General features: G+C 41.7%; 21 protein-coding genes. 15 read left to right on the forward strand and 6 right to left on the reverse strand.

Going from position 1 to position 22,526, the window contains the following annotated elements:
• Window positions 1–36: 36 nt before the first annotated feature.
• Complete coding sequence (carB, locus tag ACH3Z1_RS05635) at window positions 37–1,683, reverse strand: carbamoyl-phosphate synthase large subunit (protein ID WP_490820888.1); 1,647 nt, start codon at window positions 1,681–1,683, stop codon at window positions 37–39.
• A gap of 218 nt (window positions 1,684–1,901) precedes the next feature.
• On the opposite strand from carB, the gene bcp reads away from it, so the two are divergent.
• Window positions 1,902–2,369: a thioredoxin-dependent thiol peroxidase gene (gene bcp, locus ACH3Z1_RS05640; protein ID WP_490820889.1), complete on the forward strand. Its 468-nt coding sequence runs from the start codon at window positions 1,902–1,904 to the stop codon at window positions 2,367–2,369.
• 97 nt (window positions 2,370–2,466) lie between these two features.
• The gene (locus ACH3Z1_RS05645) at window positions 2,467–3,327 is read left to right on the forward strand and encodes a serine hydrolase (RefSeq protein WP_490820890.1); all 861 of its coding nucleotides are present in this window, start codon (window positions 2,467–2,469) and stop codon (window positions 3,325–3,327) included.
• Between the two features lie 120 nt (window positions 3,328–3,447).
• Here ACH3Z1_RS05645 and feoB read toward each other — a convergent pair whose 3' ends face one another.
• Complete coding sequence (feoB, locus tag ACH3Z1_RS05650) at window positions 3,448–5,562, reverse strand: ferrous iron transport protein B (protein ID WP_490820891.1); 2,115 nt, start codon at window positions 5,560–5,562, stop codon at window positions 3,448–3,450.
• 166 nt (window positions 5,563–5,728) lie between these two features.
• Between feoB and ACH3Z1_RS05655 the strand changes: the two genes are divergently transcribed.
• From ACH3Z1_RS05655 to ACH3Z1_RS05670, 4 genes are all read left to right on the forward strand, one after another.
• Window positions 5,729–7,372 (forward strand): M28 family peptidase, encoded by a 1,644-nt coding sequence (locus ACH3Z1_RS05655; protein ID WP_490820892.1) that lies wholly within the window; start codon window positions 5,729–5,731, stop codon window positions 7,370–7,372.
• 65 nt (window positions 7,373–7,437) lie between these two features.
• Window positions 7,438–7,881 (forward strand): IPExxxVDY family protein, encoded by a 444-nt coding sequence (locus ACH3Z1_RS05660; protein ID WP_490820893.1) that lies wholly within the window; start codon window positions 7,438–7,440, stop codon window positions 7,879–7,881.
• Window positions 7,882–7,975: 94 nt separating this feature from the next.
• Entirely contained in the window at window positions 7,976–8,206 is a 231-nt protein-coding gene (locus tag ACH3Z1_RS05665) for a 4a-hydroxytetrahydrobiopterin dehydratase (protein WP_490820894.1), read from the forward strand.
• Between the two features lies 1 nt (window position 8,207).
• Entirely contained in the window at window positions 8,208–9,059 is an 852-nt protein-coding gene (locus ACH3Z1_RS05670; RefSeq protein WP_490820895.1) for an arginine deiminase-related protein, read from the forward strand.
• Window positions 9,060–9,066: 7 nt separating this feature from the next.
• Here the strand turns inward: ACH3Z1_RS05670 and selD are convergent, their stop codons facing one another.
• Entirely contained in the window at window positions 9,067–10,119 is a 1,053-nt protein-coding gene (gene selD / locus ACH3Z1_RS05675) for a selenide, water dikinase SelD (protein ID WP_490820896.1), read from the reverse strand.
• A gap of 17 nt (window positions 10,120–10,136) precedes the next feature.
• Entirely contained in the window at window positions 10,137–10,856 is a 720-nt protein-coding gene (locus ACH3Z1_RS05680; protein ID WP_490821236.1) for a biotin--[acetyl-CoA-carboxylase] ligase, read from the reverse strand.
• Between the two features lie 149 nt (window positions 10,857–11,005).
• On the opposite strand from ACH3Z1_RS05680, the gene rsfS reads away from it, so the two are divergent.
• From rsfS to ACH3Z1_RS05710, 6 genes are all read left to right on the forward strand, one after another.
• Window positions 11,006–11,407, forward strand: coding sequence for a ribosome silencing factor (gene rsfS, locus ACH3Z1_RS05685; protein ID WP_490820897.1), 402 nt, complete (start codon window positions 11,006–11,008; stop codon window positions 11,405–11,407).
• A gap of 62 nt (window positions 11,408–11,469) precedes the next feature.
• A complete protein-coding gene (gene ftsH, locus ACH3Z1_RS05690; RefSeq protein WP_490820898.1) occupies window positions 11,470–13,530 on the forward strand; it encodes an ATP-dependent zinc metalloprotease FtsH in 2,061 nt (686 codons plus the stop codon).
• Window positions 13,530–14,171, forward strand: coding sequence for a LutC/YkgG family protein (locus ACH3Z1_RS05695; protein WP_490820899.1), 642 nt, complete (start codon window positions 13,530–13,532; stop codon window positions 14,169–14,171). The genes ftsH and ACH3Z1_RS05695 overlap by 1 nt, the downstream gene beginning before the upstream one ends.
• A 7-nt stretch (window positions 14,172–14,178) precedes the next feature.
• Window positions 14,179–14,607, forward strand: a complete 429-nt coding sequence (locus ACH3Z1_RS05700; protein WP_490820900.1) for a gamma-glutamylcyclotransferase family protein — start codon at window positions 14,179–14,181, stop codon at window positions 14,605–14,607.
• 53 nt (window positions 14,608–14,660) lie between these two features.
• Window positions 14,661–15,386 carry a UDP-2,3-diacylglucosamine diphosphatase gene (locus tag ACH3Z1_RS05705; RefSeq protein ID WP_490820901.1) on the forward strand — a complete coding sequence of 242 codons (726 nt, stop codon included), beginning with the start codon at window positions 14,661–14,663 and terminating at the stop codon, window positions 15,384–15,386.
• A 19-nt stretch (window positions 15,387–15,405) separates the two neighbouring features.
• Window positions 15,406–16,494: a mechanosensitive ion channel family protein gene (locus ACH3Z1_RS05710; RefSeq protein WP_490820902.1), complete on the forward strand. Its 1,089-nt coding sequence runs from the start codon at window positions 15,406–15,408 to the stop codon at window positions 16,492–16,494.
• A gap of 59 nt (window positions 16,495–16,553) precedes the next feature.
• On the opposite strand, the gene ACH3Z1_RS05715 is transcribed toward ACH3Z1_RS05710, so the two are convergent.
• The gene (locus ACH3Z1_RS05715) at window positions 16,554–17,270 is read right to left on the reverse strand and encodes a MerR family transcriptional regulator (protein ID WP_490820903.1); all 717 of its coding nucleotides are present in this window, start codon (window positions 17,268–17,270) and stop codon (window positions 16,554–16,556) included.
• A 97-nt stretch (window positions 17,271–17,367) separates the two neighbouring features.
• Between ACH3Z1_RS05715 and ACH3Z1_RS05720 the strand changes: the two genes are divergently transcribed.
• The gene (locus ACH3Z1_RS05720) at window positions 17,368–18,216 is read left to right on the forward strand and encodes a 3-hydroxyacyl-CoA dehydrogenase family protein (RefSeq protein ID WP_490820904.1); all 849 of its coding nucleotides are present in this window, start codon (window positions 17,368–17,370) and stop codon (window positions 18,214–18,216) included.
• Window positions 18,217–18,289: 73 nt separating this feature from the next.
• On the forward strand, window positions 18,290–20,065 hold the full coding sequence (locus ACH3Z1_RS05725; protein WP_490820905.1) for a DUF885 domain-containing protein: 1,776 nt from the start codon (window positions 18,290–18,292) through the stop codon (window positions 20,063–20,065).
• Window positions 20,066–20,111: 46 nt separating this feature from the next.
• Here ACH3Z1_RS05725 and ACH3Z1_RS05730 read toward each other — a convergent pair whose 3' ends face one another.
• Entirely contained in the window at window positions 20,112–21,251 is a 1,140-nt protein-coding gene (locus tag ACH3Z1_RS05730; RefSeq protein WP_490820906.1) for a hypothetical protein, read from the reverse strand.
• An 86-nt stretch (window positions 21,252–21,337) separates the two neighbouring features.
• Here ACH3Z1_RS05730 and ACH3Z1_RS05735 point away from each other — a divergent pair, with 86 nt between their 5' ends.
• The gene (locus ACH3Z1_RS05735) at window positions 21,338–22,468 is read left to right on the forward strand and encodes a glycosyltransferase family 4 protein (RefSeq protein ID WP_490820907.1); all 1,131 of its coding nucleotides are present in this window, start codon (window positions 21,338–21,340) and stop codon (window positions 22,466–22,468) included.
• The last annotated feature ends 58 nt before the right edge of the window (window positions 22,469–22,526 follow it).

A 22,526-nucleotide genomic window follows, 5' to 3' on the forward strand; every position in this document is an offset into this window, starting at 1 on the left:
TATGATCCATTTATTGACCATTCACCATTCACGAAACTATCCCTCAAACGTACTATAGAAATAAGGTGTTTTAGCTGCAAACTCGGCGCTGCAGGTATCTACCATTTTATAAACACGGGTAATACCTAATGCTTTTCTTTTTTCATACACCTGCTCATCGTTACAGTCGCCATGAAGTATATGCGCAATCTGTGCATCAGAAAAACCATTTTTCTTGACTTCTTTTAATAAGTCTTCCGGAATGGTGTCGATGCTGTATTTCGCAATTTCTTTTTCCATCACACAAATCTGCTGTATCTGGTAAATAAACCAGCGGTCAATACCTGTTGCCTGCGAAATGGATTTTACCGTAGAACCCTGCATCAAAGCATCTTTGATACGGAAAATACGATCCCATTTCGGGGTCTTGATATATTCTACCAGTTCCTCACTTTTCATCAGGCTCTTACCATAATAACCCAATCCAACTGCTTCATTTTCCAGGCTCTGACAGGCTTTCTGAATGGCTTCGGTAAAGCTGCGTCCAATGGCCATCACTTCACCTACACTTTTCATCTGTAAACCAAGTGTATCGTTGGCGCCCTTGAATTTATCGAAGTTCCAGCGTGGTACTTTTACAATTACATAATCCAGTGCAGGTTCAAAATACGCAGAAGTGGTTCCGGTGATCTGGTTTTGCAGTTCATCCAAACTATAACCAATGGCCAGTTTAGCAGCAATTTTCGCAATAGGATATCCGGTGGCTTTTGAAGCCAGTGCAGATGAGCGGCTTACACGTGGATTGATTTCTACAGCAATGAGTTCTTCTGTTGCAGGATTCAAGGCAAACTGCACATTACATCCGCCGGCGAAATTACCGAGTGAACGCATCATCAGCATGGCTTTGTTACGCATTTCCTGGAAAGCGGTGTCGCTGAGTGTCATGGCAGGTGCCACAGTGATAGAATCTCCTGTGTGTACACCCATCGGATCGAGGTTCTCCACTGTACAGATGATCACCACATTATCATTCATATCACGCAAGAGCTCCAGTTCATATTCTTTCCAACCCAATACAGCTTTCTCTACCAGTACTTCGTGTATAGGGGAAGCTTTTAAACCACGTTCGAGTGCTGCATCCAGATCGTCTTTACTATGCACAAATCCACCACCAGTACCACCCAGCGTAAATGAAGGGCGAATAACCAGGGGGAAACCTATTTCCTGTGCAAATTCTTTTCCTTCCAGGAAACTGTTGGCTACCCTGCTGGGTGCAACAGCCATTCCGATTTTTACCATCAGTTGACGGAATTTCTCCCGATCCTCTGCGGTATCAATAGCAGCCACATCCACACCAATCATACGCACGCCATATTTCTCCCAAACGCCCAGTTCATCTGCTTCTTTACAGAGGTTCAATGCGGTTTGTCCACCCATGGTCGGCAATACTGCATCGATCTGGTTTTCTTCTAATATCTGTTCAATACTTTCAACAGTCAGTGGAAGCAGGTACACTTTATCGGCCATCATCGGGTCGGTCATGATGGTGGCGGGATTGCTGTTGATCAGAATAACTTTAATGCCTTCTTCACGTAGGCTTCGGGCCGCCTGGGAACCTGAATAATCGAATTCGCAGGCCTGTCCGATAATAATGGGGCCTGAACCTACAATGAGAACGGATTTGATGGATTGGTCTTTGGGCATGGGGACAAAAAAATAAATTGTGCAAATGTAAGGAAGGAAGGGTTATGGGGGGATTATTTTTTGAAGATACTAATGGGTGTTAGTGATAGGCAACAAGCTGCAGGCTTCAAGCTACAAGTTGCAAGCAGAGAGAAGAAAGTATACAATTTATAAAAACTTGCCGCTTGTAGCTTGTGGCTTGCAGCTCCGTCTCCGTACCTTTGCGCAAAATTTGAGCGATGGCATTACCAGCGGAAGGGAAAAAAGCACCGGTTTTTAAAGGGGTTGATCAGAATGGAGAGAAAATCGCTTTGACGGATTTCAAAGGACAGAAAATTGTACTTTATTTCTATCCGCACGACAACACACCCACCTGCACCGATCAGGCCTGTAACCTGAGGGATAATTTTGCTTTATTGAAACAACATGGTTTCCAGGTAATTGGCGTGAGCAGTGATGATATCAAATCGCACAAAAAATTTGAAACCAAATACAAGTTGCCCTTTCCATTGATAGCAGATGAAAAACTAAAAATTCATGAGCAATACGGCGTGTGGCAACTCAAAAAATTCATGGGCCGCGAATTCATGGGTACCATCAGAACTACTTTTCTGATTGATGAAAAAGGAAAGATCAGGAAGATCATCCAGAAACCTGTTTCTAAAAAGCATGCCGAAGAGGTATTAGCTGCATGGGGTGAAGAATAATTTTTCTTCCTTCTTCTTTTCCCTACCCCGGATTTAAATCCGGGGTAGGGAAAAGAGAAAGATGTTTTTTTCTATCTTGTTGCATCAATATCCCTTTATGCAACGCCTACTGCTTATATGTCTGCTTTCCATCTGTCTTCAGTCAGTGGCTCAGAAGACTGATAAAAAATTACAGCAACAAATCTCACAACTCATACAAGGGTTCAATGGCGATATAGGTATTTATGCTCATGACCTTAAAAAAAATAAAATCGTTGCCATTAATGCCGACAGCATTTTCCCCACTGCCAGTATGGTAAAAGTGCCGATACTGGTAGGCATTATGGATAAAATAGGTAAAGCTGAATTGGATTATCACCAGACACTGACTTATAAAGATTCTTTATTGTATGCAGGTGTCGATATACTGGGTTCTTTTAAAAATGAGGAGAAGATTGAACTCAGCAAAGTGCTGATGCTGATGCTTACTACCAGCGATAATACAGCCAGTTTATGGTTACAAAGTCTGGCAGGAACGGGTTCACGTATCAACGAGATCATGGATAGCCTGGGTTTTAAAGATACCAGGGTCAATAGCAGAACACCCGGTCGTGAAGCAAACAGGAATCAATATGGCTGGGGACAAACCACACCCAGAGAAATGGCGCAATTGTTTGAACGCATTGCCGCCAGACAAATACTCAGCGATACTGCGAGTGAAAAAATGCTGAAACTATTGGGAAGAAATTATTGGGATGAAGAGGGTTTATCCTCCATACCTGCCGGCATTTTTGTAGCCAGTAAAAATGGAGCAGTAAATGCAAGCAGGAGTGAAGTAATGTATGTAAATGGAGACAAGGCCCGGTATGTATTTTGTATTTGTACTAAAAACAACAAGGACCAGAGCTGGGGAAAACATAATGAAGCATGGATGCTGACCAGAAAATTGTCGGGGTTGCTCTGGGAATATTACAAGTAAATTAATCAGAAAACGACTCCCCTTCTTTCTCTTTGTTAACATGGTATTATAAATAGATAACCCCTTTTTTGTAAAACTTTTTTCACAAAGAGAAAGGGAGAAGGGGAGTTAACGCTGCAGTTAGTTGAAAACTATGTAAGTAATCCAGCTCATGGCATAGGCCAGAACGGTCATATAAACAAGTTGGAATATGGGCCATTTCCAGGTTTTGGTTTCGCGTTTTACTACAGCAAGCGTACTCATACACTGCATGGCCAGTACATAAAACACCATCAATGAAAGAGCTGCTGCGAGGGTATATACTTTAGACCCGTCTGCATGTTTGGCCGACTGTAATTTCTCACGCAAAGAACTGTCATCACTTTCCTCAACACTGTATAGTGTGGCCATGGTGCCTACAAATACTTCTCTTGCCGCAAATGATGTAATCAGGGCAATACCTATTTTCCAGTCGTAACCCAAAGGTTCGATCGCTGGTTCAATCCATTTACCAAGGATACCTGCATAGGAATTTTGTAATTTTTCGGTAGAAGCCAGTCTTTTAAGTGAATCTGTTTTTTCAGGCGATTGCTGAATCAGTGTAGCATATTTGGTTTCTGTTTGTTCAATACGATCTCCGGGTCCATAACTGCTCATGAACCAGAGCAATAAACTGATGACCATGATTACTTTACCGGCATCGGTAACAAAAATCCGGGCTTTCTCCACCATGGTGATACCTACATTTTTCCAGCGGGGTGCGCGGTAAATGGGTAATTCAAGAATAAAGAAACTTTTCTCGCTGATTTTGATGAACCATTTCATCACATAACTTACAATAAGCGCCATAACCGTTCCGAGTAAATAGAGGGCCATCATCACCAAACCCTGTAAGCTAAGGAAACCTAAATAATAGGTATCATCAATCACGAGTGAAATCAAAATGGTGAATACGGGTAAGCGGGCACTGCAGCTCATTAAAGGTGTTACCAATATGGTGAGTAATCGCTCTTTCCGGTTTTCAATATTTCTTGCACTCATGATGGCTGGTACCGCACAGGCAAAGCCACTCACCATGGGCATTACGCTTTTTCCATTCAACCCTACTTTACGCATCAGCCGGTCGCTCAGAAAACTGATACGGGCCATGTAACCGGTGTCTTCCAGTATGGTAATGAGTCCAAACAGAATCATGATCTGCGGCACAAACACAAGTATGCCACTTAAACCGGCCACGAGTCCGTTAATAATAAGATCACTCCACCAGGCTTCTGGTAAATGGGTACTCAACCAGCCACTTACTTCTGCAAACCCCCATTCAATACCATCCATCGGGAAAACAGCCAGCCAGAAAATACTCTGGAAGAGGAGGAACAATACAGATAACAGGATCACATATCCCCAAACATGATGGAGTAAAAGGTTATCGAGTTTGTCGGTAAACAATTTTTTCTCCAATGGTCCGGGTTCGAGTACATTCTGTTGCATGAGCTGCCTGATACGGGTGTATCGCAGCATGATCTCTTCAGCCTGGGTTTTGGTAGGATTGAACTGGTGTTCTTTCTCTATCTGTTCCATCTTATCCTGTACAGTATGACTGAGCGGGAAATGTTCGTGGTTAATGAGAAAGTGAATCGCGGCATAATCACTCAACTGGTTATCCAGTTCCTGAACAGCAGGAATGGCTTGTGGTGCCAGCTTTTTATTCTCAATAAAATCGCGTGATGCAGTATTGTTTCCCAATCTCGCTACCTGTGCTAGCACTTTTTTCAGTTCACCCAAACCTTTGTTCTTGCGCGGGTTTACTGCTACAACCGGAATACCGAGATCGGCTTCCAGACCACTGATATCTATTTTAATATCTTTTCTGGCCGCAATATCATTCATGGTGAGTGCCATCACCACCGGTATTTTCAGGTCGATGATCTGGCTACAGAACAGGAGATTGCGTTTCAGGTTACTGGCATCGGCTACAAGTAATACAACATCGGCTTTCAGGTCTGCATCAGCGCCCATCAATACTTTATACGCCACCCATTCGTCTGCGCGACGAGGATAGAGACTATATGTTCCGGGTAAATCGATCAGTTCTGCGTTGGTGCGGTCATCCAGTGAAATAGTGCCCGTTTTTTTGTCGACGGTAACACCCGGAAAATTACCCACTTTCTGGTTCAGTCCGGTAAGACTGTTAAACAGAGAGCTTTTTCCGCTATTGGGATTACCTACAAGGGCAATATGGATATTCTTATGACTCAAATGATTGACTGCAAAAGTAGTGGCAAAGGATAGTGAGTAGTTACGAGATCGGGAACAGAATGTTGATGTATAAAAGCAACAGTAACCTAAAATTAAACATTATTTATAAAACAGCTTGTTATACTCCTGTTACGCAACGTACTTTTGCCTCAGCTAAGCTGATATTATGAAGAAACTATTGTTTTTGCTGTTGATGGTGCCTGTTCTTTCCTGGTCGCAGAGTAAACGTAAAAAGAGAATGGCGGAAGAAAAAGCCAATGCTCTGTTGGTAACCAACCTGAAAACCCATGTAAATTATCTGGCCGATGATCAGTTAGAAGGCCGTTTAACGGGGAGTAAAGGAGAAGAACTCGCGGCTCAATACATCATCAAACAATATGAACAATTAGGTATTACACCCAAGGGTACAAATGGGTATGAACAATTATTCGAAATCAATGAAGGCAAACAGATTGATGCTGCAACCAGTCTGGTGATTGATGATAAAACACTGACTATCCGTAAAGATTATTTCCCGCTACCTTATAGTCCGAATAAAAAACTCAAAGGAAAGCCGGCCATGATATTGAGTGAGAAAGGCCAGCCCTGGTTTTATGATGTAAAAGAAATACTGGAAGAACAAAAAAACAATCCTCATTTCGATCTGGAAGCGGCGGTTAAAAAACAGGTAGAAACAGTAGTGGCAAAAGGAGCCACTGCTTTGTTTGTTTATAATAGTTCCACTCTGACAGATAATATTCAGTTTAATAAAAACGATCGTTCAGCTTTATTGTCTGTTCCGGTCATTTATATTACGAAAGAAGGATGGAAAAAATACTTCTCCGATGAAGAAGCGAGCATGGATATTAATTTGAATGTATCACTTTCTGAAAAGAAAAGAAAAGGCAGAAATATCATCGCGTTTATTGATAACAAGGCAGCCAACACCATAATAATTGGCGCTCACTACGATCACCTGGGTTATGGAGAAGATAAAACAGCGTTGGATACTTTTCATGCTATTCATAACGGTGCAGATGACAATGCCAGTGGAACAGCGGCTTTGCTGGAACTGGCGCGCCTGTTGAAAGAAAAATCACCAGTTAATAATAATTATCTGCTTATGCACTTCTCTGGTGAAGAGTTGGGTTTGTTGGGGAGCAAATACTGGCTTGAAAACCCTACTGTGAAAGTTACACCCAATTACATGATCAATATGGATATGGTGGGCAGATATGATACCGCACATAAACTAACGGTAGGTGGATATGGAACTTCACCTGTTTGGGGCGATGTATGGAAGAATATAAAGGCCGGACTGATCACTAAATTCGACAGTACCGGCAGTGGTCCCAGCGATCATGCAAGTTTTTACCGGGCTAATATACCGGTTCAGTTTTTCTTTACGGGTAGTCATGCAGACTATCATAAAGTAAGTGACGATGCAGATAAGATCAACTATACAGCACAGCGCGATATTGTAAAACTGATTTACGAACTGATCGCACAAACCGATACAAAAGGCAAGCTCAGTTTTACAAAAACAAGTGAACCTCAAATGGGACAAACACGCCGGTTCACAGTATCGCTTGGTGTAATGCCCGATTATGGTTATACTGGAACAGGAATGCGTATTGATGGTGTAACGCCTGGTAAACTAGGTGAGAAAATAGGTTTACAGGCTGGAGACGTGCTGATACAACTTGGCACATTTAAATTTATAGATGTAAAAAGTTATTCGGAAGCTTTGAGTAGCTTTAAAGCAGGTGATAAAACCAAACTGCGTATCAAAAGAGGAACTGAAGAAAAGGAATACGATATTCAATTTTAAAAGAGCGTCCGTAGTCCATAGTCCATAGCCCATGGACCATAGACTATGGATTATGGACTACCACCATGGCCACAACCAAATTAAGACTGAACATTGAAGAGCTCAACGAAGACTTCTTTGATGATACCCGGCTGCTGGGTATCACGGCACCGGTAAAAAATTACCAGTTCTGTTTACAGTTGAACAATTTGTTGGGCTACCAGTTCAGGCTCAATCCCGGACTGGAAATACATCTTCGCCGAAAAGAAAGGAGTTATTATTTCAGTATTTATGAATCCAAGGAGCCCAATAGTTTTTTGGTACATTATCTCTACCATAACCAGTTCGATGGTGAATATTTATTGCCTGAATTTAAACACATGGATTTTTTATGGCTCATGAAAGGTGACCTGGTTGATGATCACAAGTGCAACTGGATTAAACAATCAGTAAAAAATCTTGCAGGTGTGCAATTAGTAGCTGAACTTACCAATGAGCAGATTAAGAACAAAGGGAATATGGTGTTTTAAAAACAGAGGAACAGAGGAACAGAGGAACAGAGGAATGTCCGATTTCGAAATTCGATATTCCTCAATTCATTATTCATTATTTAAATGATGTTTTATGTGGACAGAAGAGAATAATAAACTTTACCGGAAATTTCAGTTTGCTAATTTTTCTGAAGCTTTTGCTTTTATGACGCGAGTGGCTATTGAAGCTGAGAAAATGAATCATCATCCCTACTGGAGTAATGTATGGAACACGGTTGAAATATGGCTGAGTACGCATGATGCCGGAGATATAGTAACAGATCTCGATCATCAACTTGCAAAAAGAATTGATAAACTGTTATAGCATGACAACTCTACCCACAACAGTCATGCTCATTAAGCCCCATGCAAAAATGGGAAAACCCATTGTAAGGGCATTCCAATCTCTGTACAACATATTGGAAGAACTAGGCATAGAAATGCTCTTGTTTAACCAGTCTGCCGATAGTACAGTGGGAGCTTTGTACCCCGCCTGCTGGCTTACTACTTTACCGGATGGGGTAGTACTGGTATTACCTATACACAGAAGAGAAAGAAGAGAGGAAAAAAGAGATGATATACTGGAAGCACTTCAGAAAAGATATTTATTGAAAGATGTGGAAGACTGGAGTGAATATGAAGTGGAAGGATTTTTTCTGGAAGGCACCGCCAGTATGGTAATGGATCACAAACACAAACTGATTTATTCGGCGCTTTCTCCGAGAACACATCCTGCTATTCTCGAAAAATTTTCGGCAGCACATAAATACAAAGCCATAACCTTCAGTGCCAGAGATGCATCCGGTAAAATACCATTACATACCAATATGCTGATGCATTTTGGAGAAGACTTTGTACTGCTTTGTGAAGAAGCTTTTACGGATGATATGGATCTGATCGCAGTAAAGCAATTATTATTATCAACCGGCTATAGAATTATTCCTTTCAGTCTCGATCAGTTGACCCTATTTATGGGGAATAGCTTTTCCTGTAAAAACAAAAAAGGAAAGTCTTTATTACTCATGGGGGAAGCTGCTGCAGGATCTTTAACCAAAGAGCAAAAAAAGCAGATTGGCAAGCAGGTGCAAATTATTCCATTACCACTTGAATCTATTGAAGCTGCTGGAGACGCGGGATTGAATGCCATGCTGGCACCTGTATGGTTACAGGCTAAATAACCCCCTTTCAGGCATTTACCATCACCACTTTATCTGTTTTCGTTATTATTTTCCCAATCGGCTCAAGAAAATGCCGGAGCTGATGTTGTTCCAGCACCGACTGAACAATAGGTACAGCATCGGGCGCAACTGCTATCAACAATCCTCCGTTGGTTTGTGGGTCGGGCAATACATTAAAAGCCTCCATTACATTCACACCTGTTCCAAAACCTGTCTTGCTGCTATAACTGTTCCAGTTGCGATAAGTAGCATCGGGTACAATACGTTGTGCGAGATAGGTTTTTGCTGCTTCAATAATCGGCAGCTTTGAATAATAAATTTCAGCAGATAGATCACTGCCTTCTGCCATTTCTATCAGGTGACCGAGTAAGCCAAAACCGGTAACATCGGTCATGGCATGCACTCCATCTATTTTTCCCAGTGCTGCACCTACTTTGTTCAGTTGCATCAATTGCTGCAATAACAAAGTAGCATGTTCTTCTTCCAGCACATTTCTCTTTTGCGCTGTTGATAAAATGCCTACACCCAAAGGCTTGGTAAGAAAAAGAAGATCGCCTTCTCTTGCCTTGTTGTTTTGTTTGAGTTGTTCTTTAGTCGTCAGTCCGTTTACCGATAAACCAAAAATAGGTTCGGGTGAATCAATACTATGTCCGCCAGCCAGTGGAATTCCTGCTTCTTCACAAATGGATCTTGCACCTTCAATAACCTGTTGTGCCAGTTCGGGGGAGAGTTTATCAACGGGCCATCCTAAAATGGCAATGGCCATAATCGGTGTACCACCCATGGCGTATACATCGCTGATGGCATTGGCACCTGCAATTTTTCCGAAGGCAAAAGCATCATCTACAATCGGCATAAAAAAATCGGTGGTACTAATGAGTACCTGCCCATTGCCTAAATCGTAAGCAGCCGCATCATCTTTGCTGGCATTGCCTACCAGCAGTTGTGGAAATGCCTTTGAAGGCTGATTTGTTTTCAGGATCGTATCAAGTACTGCTGGTGCAATTTTACAACCGCAACCGGCACCATGCGAAAATTGTGTGAGTTTAACAGGTTCCATACCAATGCAAGATAATGTTACGCAATGATCCAACTGACTTCACCAAACTGAAAGCGATCTGAAGGACCATTTTCAACCAGTAATTCCCCCTGTTCATTTACACCTGATAAGGTACAGGAAAAACGACTGTTCTCTTTTTTTAGGTGAATGATCTCGCCTTTTCGGAATAAATGTTCATTATAAGCAGTAAGCAATACTTCAAAAGAATCATTTTGTAATTGGGAAAGCCTTGTATCCAGGTATGAACATAGTTCCTTAGCCAACCGAATGGTGTCAAAACTTTTTCCGGTGATTTGTTTCAGCGAAACAGGATTTACCAGTGCAGCATCAAACAATACCTGGTTGATATTGATACCTATTCCCGCTACAGCCCACTGCCAATTCTGACCACGTAACTGGTTTTCAATCAAAATCCCCCCTGCCTTTCTGTCACGCCAGTAAATATCATTGGGCCATTTAATAGCCGTCTCCTCTCCGGCATAGCAACTGAAAAAATCGTAACAGGCAAGTGCCACAGCAACACTTAACCGGAACTGTTGTCCCAGGATCAGTGGTTTTGGATCAATAACAGCCGACATAATGATGTTTTGTGCAGCTTCAGTAACCCAGTTTTTCCCATGTTGACCCTTTCCGGCCCATTGCCGATGCGCAAAAAAAACCGAACCATGTGTTGCCATATTGTGTTGAATATGGGTCATGGCATAGATGTTGGTACTATCAGTTTCAGATAATTCCACAAACGGCTGTCCAATTGGTTGTTTAACGTTCTCTGATGCCAAAGAATTACTATTTTTGACGAAGTTACCAACGAGACCGTTAAACACCCGATGTTTATTAGGGATATGGGTGCCCGGAGTCATTATTAAAAATTAAATCATATCTATTATTGGAACCGCTTTCTGTTTTACAAAGCCGTACTAAAAGCTCGGTAACGAGACTTACACGCAACTCGAAAATTTTCAAGGCCATTATTAAAGCTGTTCAGGATAAAAAAGCAGAACATATTATAAGTCTTGACCTGAGGAAAATACCGGAAGCAGCAGCCGATTTTTTTGTGGTTTGTCAGGCATCCAGTACCACCCAGATCAGGGCCATTTGCGATGCTGTGGAAGACGAAGTGAAAAAAACCTGTGAAGAGGCTCCGTATAAACACGAAGGCCGCCAGGCGTTACAATGGGTGTTGATTGACTATGTAAACATTGTGGTACATGTAATGCATCCGGACGCGCGCAAATTTTATAAACTGGAAGAAATGTGGAGCGATGCAGCTTCACAAATACACGAATAAAGAAAAAATTACAGGATCACTGAATATACAGCATCCTGAAACGTCAATATACTGAGAGGAATATGTCACAGGAAAACAAGCAATCGAAATCAAACATGGAAAAAGGAGACGGGCAACGTAAAGGCCCCAAATTCAATATTTACTGGATATACGGTATTATCATCATCGTACTGATATCTGCTCAGGTATTCAATTTTGCCCCTGAATTAAAAGCCATCACTGAAAAACAGTTCAGGGATAATATTCTTGTTCAGGGCGATGTACAAAAACTGGATCTTGTTAAAAACAAAGAACAGGTACATGTGTACATTAAAAAAGATATGCTGGGCAAAGACTTTTATGTAAAACAATTCAAAGGAAAACTCGATCCCAAAAAAGTCGGTACAGCCCCGCTCTTTTCTTTTGAAGTGGTAGACTGGAAAGCATTTGAAGAAAGACTCGATGAATTTTGCAAAGCCAATAATATTGCCGAAGTAGACATGCGTGTGGTAAAAGCACCCGAGTGGTTTGGCCCATTGTTGAATACGGTATTTACTTTACTGATCATCATTGTAGCATGGGTATTGCTCATGCGTAAAATGGGTGGCCCATCCAGTGGTGGCGGTCCGGGCGGTATTTTCAATATCGGCAAATCAAAAGCAACCTTATTCGATAAAGGTGCCAAAGTAAATATCACATTTGCGGATGTTGCCGGATTGGATGAAGCCAAAGTGGAAGTGATGGAGATTGTAGACTTCCTCAAGAATCCTAAAAAATATACTTCACTCGGTGGTAAAATTCCCAAAGGTGCTTTGCTCGTGGGTCCTCCAGGTACAGGTAAAACATTATTGGCCAAAGCCATGGCAGGTGAGGCACAGGTGCCGTTCTTTAGCCTCAGTGGTAGCGATTTCGTGGAAATGTTTGTAGGTGTAGGTGCCAGCCGTGTACGTGACCTGTTTAAGCAGGCAAGAGAAAAAGCACCCTGTATCATTTTTATTGATGAGATAGATGCCATAGGTCGCGCCCGTGGTAGAAATGCCATCATGAGTAATGATGAAAGAGAAAATACATTGAACCAGCTACTGGTAGAAATGGATGGCTTTGGTGGCGATACCGGTATCATTATCCTCGCCGCCACCAACAGACCCGATGTATTGGATAGTGCTTTGTTACGTCCGGGTCGTTTCGACAGACAGATTTCGATTGATCGTCCGGATGTGAAAGGTCGTGAAGCGATTTTCAAAGTACACCTCATGCCGATCAAAATTTCTGAAACACTCGATCTGCATAAACTGGCTGAACAAACACCCGGATTTGCCGGTGCCGATATTGCCAATGTATGTAATGAAGCAGCACTGATTGCAGCACGTAAAGGGAAAGAAGCAGTAGATATGAGCGATTTCCAGGATGCCATTGATCGGGTGATTGGTGGTCTGGAGAAGAAAAATAAAATCATCGCCCCACACGAAAAAGCAGTAATTGCTTATCACGAAGCCGGTCATGCTGTTTGTGGATGGTTCCTTGAACATGCTTATCCTTTGCTGAAAGTAACGATCGTGCCAAGAGGTACAGCAGCCCTGGGTTATGCGCAGTACACGCCAACAGAACAATACCTGTACAATACCGATCAGTTAATGGATCAGATTTGTATGACACTGGGTGGTCGTGCGGCAGAGCAGATTTTCTTCGGTAAAATATCAACCGGTGCTGCAAATGATCTACAACAGATTACCCGAATTGCTTACAGCATGGTAACGGCATACGGTATGAACAGTAAAGTGGGTAATGTGAGTTTTTATGATCCTACACAGGAAAATACATTTACCAAACCATTCAGTGAAGAAACAGGGAAGATTATTGACGAGGAAGTAAGAGGTATTATTGATGAAGCCTACCAGCGCACCATCAAATTACTTACAGAGAAAAAAGAAGAAGTAGAGAAACTCGCAAAAGAATTACTGGATAAAGAAGTATTACATAAAAGCGATGTGGAAGAGTTGATAGGAAAACGTCCGTTTGAAGAGAAAAAAATACTGGAAGTTGAAGCCGAAACGGCAACAGAACCAGTAGCAGAAACCGCTCCTTCTTCAACCGGAAATGCAGAGAATAACGACACACAAACAGATTCAACTGTTATTGCATAATGTCACAAAACGCAAGAGAAAATATCCTGAAAAAAATAAAACAGGCACTGGTTCAACCAGTGCCTGTTCCCTTTCCTGAAAGAGTAAAGGAAACAGGATCGGTATTTCAGCCTGCTACAGATGATCTGGAAATACTGTTTGCGCAAAATTTTACCCAATTACAGGGTCGTTTTGCATTTTGTGAGAATGAAAAAGAGCTGGCATCACAATTGAACATGTTATTCATCAAGCGTGAATGGCGAGCATTGTATTGCAGGGAGGAAGAGTTGAAAGAAAACCTGCAGCAGGCCGGCTTTAAAGCCATGACAGCACCAGATCTGGAAAGTTGTGATGCTTCTATCACCGGTTGCGAATACCTGGTGGCAAGAACAGGAAGCATGCTGATGTCGAGCGCACAGGAAAGTGGCAGAACCGTAAGTGTGTATGCGCCGGTTCATATTTGTATTGCCTATACCGATCAGTTGGTGTACGATGTGGAAGAAGCATTGTTGTCGTTAAAAGAAGAATACGGTGAACAATTACCATCCATGATTACACTGGCAACAGGCCCGAGCAGAACGGCCGATATTGAAAAAACACTGGTGGTTGGTGTACATGGACCCAAAGAAGTATTTTGTTTTTTAGTACAACGAAACGGATGACCAGCATATGCCCATTGAAATTCTACCCTTATTTGTATATGGCTCGCTGAGAAGTGGTTTTCAGCATCCTGCCTATGCCTATATCAGCCGCTATTTTGATTTGATGGGAACAGCTACTGTTCGTGGTGAATTATATGATATGGGAGAATATCCAGCTGCTATTCCGTCAACTGAAGAAAAATGGATTACAGGAGAATTATACGCCATTCAAAAAGAAGAAGAATTTTCCTGGGCCATTGGTCAGTTAGATGATTATGAAGGAATTAATGGGGAACCCGATGAACCACAATTATACCGGAGAGATAAAACAACGGTTTTGCTAAACGGACAATCCATAGAAGCATGGATATACTGGTTTAATGGATCAGTGGAAGGAAAACAGAAGATTGATTGCGGTGATCTTTTACTTTATATGCAGCAACAAAAAAAATCATAACCCTTTTTATACCGCGGATGCAACTGATTACGCCCCAAAAGAAAATATATTTTTTGTCAGATTTTCATCTGGGCGCACCCGATTATGCAAGCAGTCTGGTACGTGAAAAAAAAGTAGTGGCTTTTCTTGACCAGATCAAACAGGATGCAGCCATGGTATTTATCGTAGGCGATATTTTTGATTTCTGGTACGAATACAAAAAAGTGGTACCCAAAGGTTATGTGCGTTTGCTGGGAAAACTGGCGGAGTTAACAGATAGCGGTATTGATATTCGTGTATTCATTGGTAACCACGATATGTGGATGAGTGGGTATTTTGAACAGGAACTGAATATCCCTGTATACCATCAACCTAAAGTATTTGAGTGGAACGGTAAACGATTTTATATTGGTCATGGTGATGGATTGGGTCCGGGTGATCATGGTTATAAATTTTTGAAAAAAATATTCAGAAACCCTTTGTGTCAGTGGTTGTTCGGTCAGTTACACCCAACATGGGGTATTGGCCTCGCTAATTATTTCAGCCGTAAAAGCAGGGAGAAAACTGGAACGGCAGATGAACATTTTTTAGGGGAAGACAAGGAATGGCTGATTATTTATTGCAAAGAATTATTGCAGAAAGAGCGGTACGACTATATGGTATTTGGCCATCGCCATTACCCGATTGATTTTGCACTAACTTCGCAAAGTCGTTATATTAATCTGGGCGACTGGATTCGAAACTATACCTATGCCAGCTTTGATGGTACCAATATGCAGTTGCATAAATGGGAGCAGTAACGCTTCTTAAATGATAATTATGGATCGTTTCTTACAACAGAAAGTATTTGATAATACGGTTGAGTCCTATCTCTATGTACTGGGCACTATTTTGCTGATGTTATTACTGAAGCGGCTCATCTCAAAATACCTGGCACAGCAGTTGTTTAAAATGATTGCCAATAAAAAGAACCAGACAGCCAGGAAATCATTTCTAGATCTGGTGGTACAGCCGCTTGGCTGGTTTTTGTTACTCTCTATCTCCATCATTGCGATTGATAAGTTAAGATTTCCGGGTGTGTTGGATTTTAAAATTTACCGTATCACATCAAAAGACCTGATAGATTCTATTGCCAACGCAGTAATGGTAATTGTTTTTATCAGACTCTGTTTGCGGGTGATTGATTTTATAGCAACTATTCTGGAAGAGAAGGCCAATCTTACAAAAGACCAGACTGATAACCAGCTCATCATTTTCTTCAAGGATTTTTTTAAAGTGATCCTCGTCATCATTGGTATACTACTAATGATGAAGTTTTCTTTTAATAAAAGTATTGGTAACCTGCTTACAGGTCTGAGTATCGTGGGTGCGGCCATTGCATTGGCCACAAGGGAAAGTATGGAGAACCTGATTGCTTCATTTATTATTTTCTTTGATAAACCCTTTGCAGTAGGCGATCTGGTAAAAGTAAACGGCTTTACAGGCAATATCGAAAAAATAGGATTGCGAAGTACAAGAATCAGAACTACGGAGAAAACATATATATCTGTTCCTAACAAACAGATGGTAGACAGCATTGTAGATAATATGAGTTTACGCACACAGCGCAAAGCTGAACTCAGACTGGAAATAGACCTTGCAGCTACAGCCGCACAACTTCAGGCTTTAACCGATGCCATCAAACAAATACTCACGGTACCCGAAATTGAAAACAAAGCGGTGTTTTTAGGTGAAACAGGGAAGAATGCGCATATCATCACGGTAGAATTTTTTACCAGCGCCGAACAGCCCATAGAATCATTTAACCAGTTGCGTCAGGAAACAAACCTGCAGATCATTAACTGGATGGAACAACATAATGTTGCACTTGCAGCATCCAATACATCTGTTACAGTAAAACAGGTATAATGATCTCTTTCTTTTCCTTGCCCCAGATTTAAATCCGGGGCAAGGAAAAGAAAAGAAGGTTAATTACCCAGTCCGGCTTTCAATTCCAGTAAAAAAGATTTGAATTTGGTAAGCGATTGCACCAGTTGTAATTGTACATCGGCCTGACCTTTGTTTTGTTTGAGGTAATTGCGGGCCCCCTCAATGGAAAATTTACGCTGGCGCAGGAGAAAATAAATAAGCTGGAGATTTTTAATGTCTTCCACACGGAATAGCCTGTCGCCTTTTCGTGTTTTACGTGGCTGCAGCACATCAAATTCATTTTCCCAGTAGCGCAGCAAAGAAGTATTTACTTTAAACCATCCAGCCACTTCGCTGATGGAATAATATAATTTCTGTTTCAGTGTTTCTTCATCTGGTATTTCAATCAGATCAACCTCCGTATCAATTTCACGGAACGATTTTCGACCACGTTTACCGGGCTGGCGAGTTGCGTTGTTTTCTGCCATCACAACCGGCTCTTCGGGTATAGGTTTTTCAATTGCTACAACTGGTTCAGGTGTTTTTGCTTTAATCTTCACCACAATTCGTTCATCTGCAAATACCACCGGGTCTGTTACAGGAGCCAGTTTTTCAATAACAGGTGTTGGTAAAGGTTCGGGCTCTGGTGCTGTTTCAACAACAACAGGCAGGGTCTCAACGGTTTTTTCCTTTACTACCGGCTTTTTCTTAGCAGGCGGAGAAACCGGCTCAACGGGCATACCAAACAAATCGAGTTGCTGAAGAGGTTTTTGCATGGTATAAAAGTAATACATCTGTAAAGCAGTAACTTATGTGGGTTAGTTAAAGTGGAAAAGATGTAAGTATCTTGCATCCATCTTAAGAATGAGCCATATGAATAAGATTCAATCCATCTGTGTTTGCGGAGCGGGAACCATGGGAAGTGGCATTGCACAAGTATCGGCACAGGCAGGTTTTCAGACCATACAATTCGATCTGAACCCCGATATGGTTGAAAAAAGCAAACTGTCCATCCAATCAGGTTTGGGTAAAATGGTGGAGAAGGGAAGGTTAACTGCTGCTGAGCAGGAAGCCATCATGAACCGGATATTGTTTACAACAGATGTACAGAACTGTAAGGCCGATATGATCATTGAAGCGATCATCGAAAAAAAAGAAGCCAAGATCAGCCTGTTTCAGCGGTTGTCGGATATCAATACCAGCGAAACCATACTGGCTACCAATACATCTTCTATTTCAGTTACTGAAATTGCCGAAGCACTTCCTCATCCTGAAAGGGTGGTGGGTATGCATTTTTTCAATCCGGCACCATTGATGAAACTGGTGGAAGTGATTAAAACAGCTAACAGTTCAGCTATTGTCATTGAACAAACCATTGCAGTAACTAAGCAAATGCAGAAAACACCTGTACTTTGTAAAGATGCACCTGGTTTTATTGTAAACAGAGTGGCAAGGCATTACTATCTTGAAGCCATGCGTTTTGTAGAGAAAGAACAAGCCGATATAGAAACCATCGACCAACTCATGGAAGCCAGCGGATTTAAAATGGGCCCCTTTAAACTGATGGATCTGATTGGCATGGATATTAATTATAGCGTAAGCAATATTGTATGGGAGGCTCTGGGTAAGCCAGATCGATTAACACCCTCACCTGTACAACGCGCAAAAGTGGAGGCTGGAGAGTTGGGAAGAAAAACAGGGAAAGGGTTTTATAGGTATTAGTCCATAGTCTTGTAGTCTATAGACCATGGTCCATTGACTATAGACTATCGTCTTGTTCTCAAAATCAATTTGTATGAAATATTTTTTTCTTGGATTGGGTTTTCTCCTGCTGTTATCAGCCTGCCAGTTAAGTAACAGTAATGTTACAGGTGAAGACAATAAAGAACTGGCTGTGTTTGTAGACAGCTACTATGAGGAGCGATTAAAGTTTTATCCTATTGAAGCAACCATTAATGGAGATGAAAGGTATAACGATCGTTTGCTGATTGACTTTACAGATGAACATCGCTCAGCACTGAAAAAATTTTATAAGGAGCAACTAACTTATCTCAGCAAATTCGATCGTGAACACCTCAATACCAACGACCAATTGAGTTATGATCTGTTGAAGCGAGATCTCGAAGTGAATATTGAAGCATTGGGCTTCAAAGATCATTATATGCCGTTGAACCAGTTCTCCAGCACACACCTGGTATTTATGCAAATGGGCAGCGGACAGGTGTATCAACCCTTCAAAACAGTGCAGGACTATGATAACTGGTTAAAACGTGCGGCCATTTTTCCTGCTTACCTCGATAGTGCCATTGTGTACTTTAAGAAGGGTATGGCTTCTGGGCATGTGTTGCCTAAAATACTGGTAGAACGGATGATTCCACAGTTTCGATCTGTTGTAACAGATACGGCTGCTGCCAGTTTGTTTTACGGTCCTATTAACCTGCTGCCTGTTGCATTTGAGATTGCAGATAAAAAAAGGCTGGCAGAAGCGTTCATTACGCTGATCAATCAGCAATTAACGCCTGCATGCAGAAAAATGGCCGACTTTCTGCAGCATGAATATTTGCCGGTGGCGAGAACATCTACTGGTATTGCCGCTATTCCGGATGGAGAAAAATATTATCGCTTCCTTATAAAACAACAAACCACCACCAGATTCACACCCGATGAAATTTATGAAACAGGGTTGGCAGAAGTGAAACGCATTCGTGCTGAAATGGAAAAGACAAAAGAGGCCGTAGGGTTTAAAGGCGATCTGAAAGCATTCTTTAGTTATATCAATACCGATAAAAAATTCACACCGTATAAATCGGCAACAGAAGTAATTGAAGCTTTTCAGTCGATACAACAACTCATACAACCTAATCTGGATAAATTTTTCAGCAAAACACCCAAAACGGCATTTGAAATCAGACAAACCGAAGCTTTCCGCGCAGCGAGTGCCAGTGCAGAATACCAGCAGGGTACGGCTGATGGAAGCAGACCGGGTGTATTTTATGTACCTATTCTAGATGCCGGTACATTCAACATTACCAGTGGTATGCAGAGTTTGTTTTTACATGAAGCCATACCGGGGCATCATTACCAGATCAGTCTGCAGCAGGAAAATACAAAGCTGCCCAAATTCAGACGTTTTGGTGGTAACAATGCATACGCAGAAGGCTGGGCCTTGTATTGTGAGAGTCTGGGACATGAATTAGGATTGTATAAAGATCCTTATCAGTACATCGGTGCATTGGGCGACGAAATGCACAGAGCCATCAGGTTAGTGGTAGATGTAGGCATGCATGCAAAAGGAATGACAAGAGAAGAAGCCATTCAATATATGATGGAAAATGAACAGATCAGCGAAGCGGGTGCTGTGGCTGAAATTGAAAGATATATGTCCATACCCGCACAGGCACTGGGTTATAAAATAGGAGCTTTAAAAATCAGGGCATTGAGAACAAAGTATGAAAAGCAGTTAGGTGACAAATTTAAAGTGAATGCTTTTCATGATGCCGTTCTGCAAGATGGAGCATTACCACTGGAGGTGCTGGAAAAGAAAATGGATTTGTGGGCAACTAAACAATAATTTTTTTCCCTGCCCCCGGATTTAAATCCGGGGGCAGGGAAAAAAATTATTGCCAGGTACTCAGCGCAGTAGTGTAACCTTTTACCGTAAAGCTATGTCTGAACCTGTCTTTATTACGAAATTCACCACGTTTGGTATAAATGGCAATAGCGCCTGCAGAGCCCGATAATGGAGAAAGCATGGCGGGTGGTCTGTACACTTTCACCATGGCTACATCAGAAGGAGAAACTACCCAGATATCCTGCGTAGAAACTTTGAACTCATCTAAATAAATTTCTACCGGTTCACCTCTCCACCTGGCCAGTTCAGTCATGGTTTCCTGGTCTTTTTCTATGATAAGTCCCGGTACTTTTCCTTCCAGAAAACGCAGAATACTCATGGAGCGTGATATGGTTTCATCTTCAATGCCATCAAATATCAAGGCTTCTGGTCTTTGAAACAGGCCACTGGAGTAGAATTCATTGTACTGATCAATTTTTTTCTTGTACTTGCCAACTACAGTAACACCGGGTAAGAGATCGGTACCTGAAGTGGTTTCCATATTGAATACATAACCGGAAGAATCGTTTTTATTAATACGTGCAGTTGTATTACCTACTGTGATCCATGTCCTCTTTTCCATCACAGGTATAAAGGAAGAATCAAGCGGTGTTTCAATACCAATGTGCAAAGTGTTTTTTTCGTTCTTCTTTACCGGTGTAAAAACAAAATAGGCAGAGTCTTCAAACAAAGTGCTTTTGAGTCTGAACTGACCATCAGGGTTGAGTGAAATGGTTTCAAAATAAGTCCGCTTGTTTTTGGGCACCATCATGTAATTGATCTGTTTCTCAGCTTTCAGGTGATTTTTTACTTCACCCGTCATCCTGAAATATCCTTTCTGCACCAGAAAATTAATGGCATAATGTCCGTTTGGAATTTCTTTTCCTACCACAATAGCTGCCTGCGCCTCACCATTGATAAACGGGTAACGGAATTTCCATCTTGTTCCGGTAGTAATATTATCGATCCATACATGAAGCGAAGATGCATTGAGTTTCTGTTGCTCAAAATTGGGGATGATGCAACTGAAATCGATGGTATCTCCTTTTTTGAAACTGGTTTTGTTGATATCTACCATCAGCGAATCGGATGCGAGGCTGAGGGTGGAGCTGCCAAGACAGATAAAGAAAAGTAGGAGTATTCGCATAGATGAATACAATAATATATAAAAATGAAACAGTTGTCAAGCCGAACAACTATTTTAACAATTAATGCAGCTAATTTTGCCCCCACATGCGCATCGCCATCAACGCCATATTTCTGCAGAACAATCCAATGGAAGGGTATGGCCATTATACGGCTGAAGTTATTCAACGAATAATCGCATCACATCCTGCAGATGAATTTTTATTGTTGTACGACAGACCCTGGGATAATGATTTTATCAATCAACCCAATGTTACTCATCTGCAGGTAACACCCGCCGCCCGCCATCCATTGAGTTTTAAATACTGGTACGATATAAAAGCCACCGCCGCAGTAAAAAAATGGAAGGCAGATGTATGGTTTCAACCCTATGGTTTTTGTAGCCTTACCAGCAGTGTACCACAGGTATTAATGATACATGACCTGGCTTTCAAACATTACCCACAGTATATAAGCTGGCACCAGCGTTTGTATTATCGCTGGTTTACGCCTGCATTTATACGTAAAGCAAAAAAACTCATCACCGTTTCAGCGTTTTCAAAAAATGATATTATCAAAACCTACAGGGCTGCTGGCAATAAAACAATTATTATTGCGGGTGCAGCCAGAACTGGTTTTGTTCCGCTTGACTGGGAAGAAAAGCAGGCGGTGAAAGATGGTTATGCCGATGGAAGGGAATATTTTTTATTTGTGGGGGGTATTCATCCGCGTAAAAACCTGTTGAACCTGCTCAAAGCATTTTCGCATTTCAAAAAATGGCAGCACAGTAATATGAAATTACTGGTAGCAGGCAGAATGGCCTGGCAGTATGATGACCTGCTTGAAAAAATGAAAACATACAAGTATCGGGAAGATGTGGTATTACTGGGTTACCTGCCAGAAACCCAATTACAAAGAGTGGTTGGGGGAGCTTATGCATTGGTTTATCCATCCTGGTTCGAAGGATTTGGACTACCCATACTAGAAGCCATGCAGACGGGTGTACCCGTTATCTGTTCCAACACCAGCAGCATGCCTGAAGTAGCAGGTGATGCGGCATTACTGATAGACCCGGCCAACCCTGATGCAATTGGTAAAGAAATGCTGGCATTGTATCGTAGCGAAGGCATCCGTAACGCATTTATTGAAAAGGGCTTGCAAAGAGCGCAATCGTTTAGCTGGGATTCCACTGCTGATGCCATTTATCAGGAGCTGCAACAGGCTGTTTTGTCTCTATAGTAAAGTCATAGCGCTTATATCTCTCCGATTAATCCTATTTTTGCGCCTCATTTATATA

The sequence above is a fragment of the Sediminibacterium sp. FW305-C-49 genome (assembly GCF_058231085.1).

Bases quoted from the DNA above. Each gene is read 5' to 3' on its own strand.
- carB (WP_490820888.1), bottom strand. From the start codon at position 1,683: ATGCCCAAAGACCAATCCATCAAATCCGTTCTCATTGTAGGTTCAGGC.
- bcp (WP_490820889.1), top strand. From the start codon at position 1,902: ATGGCATTACCAGCGGAAGGGAAAAAAGCACCGGTTTTTAAAGGGGTT.
- ACH3Z1_RS05645 (WP_490820890.1), top strand. From the start codon at position 2,467: ATGCAACGCCTACTGCTTATATGTCTGCTTTCCATCTGTCTTCAGTCA.
- ACH3Z1_RS05655 (WP_490820892.1), top strand. From the start codon at position 5,729: ATGAAGAAACTATTGTTTTTGCTGTTGATGGTGCCTGTTCTTTCCTGG.
- ACH3Z1_RS05660 (WP_490820893.1), top strand. From the start codon at position 7,438: ATGGCCACAACCAAATTAAGACTGAACATTGAAGAGCTCAACGAAGAC.
- ACH3Z1_RS05665 (WP_490820894.1), top strand. From the start codon at position 7,976: ATGTGGACAGAAGAGAATAATAAACTTTACCGGAAATTTCAGTTTGCT.
- ACH3Z1_RS05670 (WP_490820895.1), top strand. From the start codon at position 8,208: ATGACAACTCTACCCACAACAGTCATGCTCATTAAGCCCCATGCAAAA.
- selD (WP_490820896.1), bottom strand. From the start codon at position 10,119: ATGGAACCTGTTAAACTCACACAATTTTCGCATGGTGCCGGTTGCGGT.
- ftsH (WP_490820898.1), top strand. From the start codon at position 11,470: ATGTCACAGGAAAACAAGCAATCGAAATCAAACATGGAAAAAGGAGAC.
- ACH3Z1_RS05695 (WP_490820899.1), top strand. From the start codon at position 13,530: ATGTCACAAAACGCAAGAGAAAATATCCTGAAAAAAATAAAACAGGCA.
- ACH3Z1_RS05700 (WP_490820900.1), top strand. From the start codon at position 14,179: ATGCCCATTGAAATTCTACCCTTATTTGTATATGGCTCGCTGAGAAGT.
- ACH3Z1_RS05710 (WP_490820902.1), top strand. From the start codon at position 15,406: ATGGATCGTTTCTTACAACAGAAAGTATTTGATAATACGGTTGAGTCC.
- ACH3Z1_RS05715 (WP_490820903.1), bottom strand. From the start codon at position 17,270: ATGCAAAAACCTCTTCAGCAACTCGATTTGTTTGGTATGCCCGTTGAG.
- ACH3Z1_RS05720 (WP_490820904.1), top strand. From the start codon at position 17,368: ATGAATAAGATTCAATCCATCTGTGTTTGCGGAGCGGGAACCATGGGA.
- ACH3Z1_RS05725 (WP_490820905.1), top strand. From the start codon at position 18,290: ATGAAATATTTTTTTCTTGGATTGGGTTTTCTCCTGCTGTTATCAGCC.
- ACH3Z1_RS05730 (WP_490820906.1), bottom strand. From the start codon at position 21,251: ATGCGAATACTCCTACTTTTCTTTATCTGTCTTGGCAGCTCCACCCTC.
- ACH3Z1_RS05735 (WP_490820907.1), top strand. From the start codon at position 21,338: ATGCGCATCGCCATCAACGCCATATTTCTGCAGAACAATCCAATGGAA.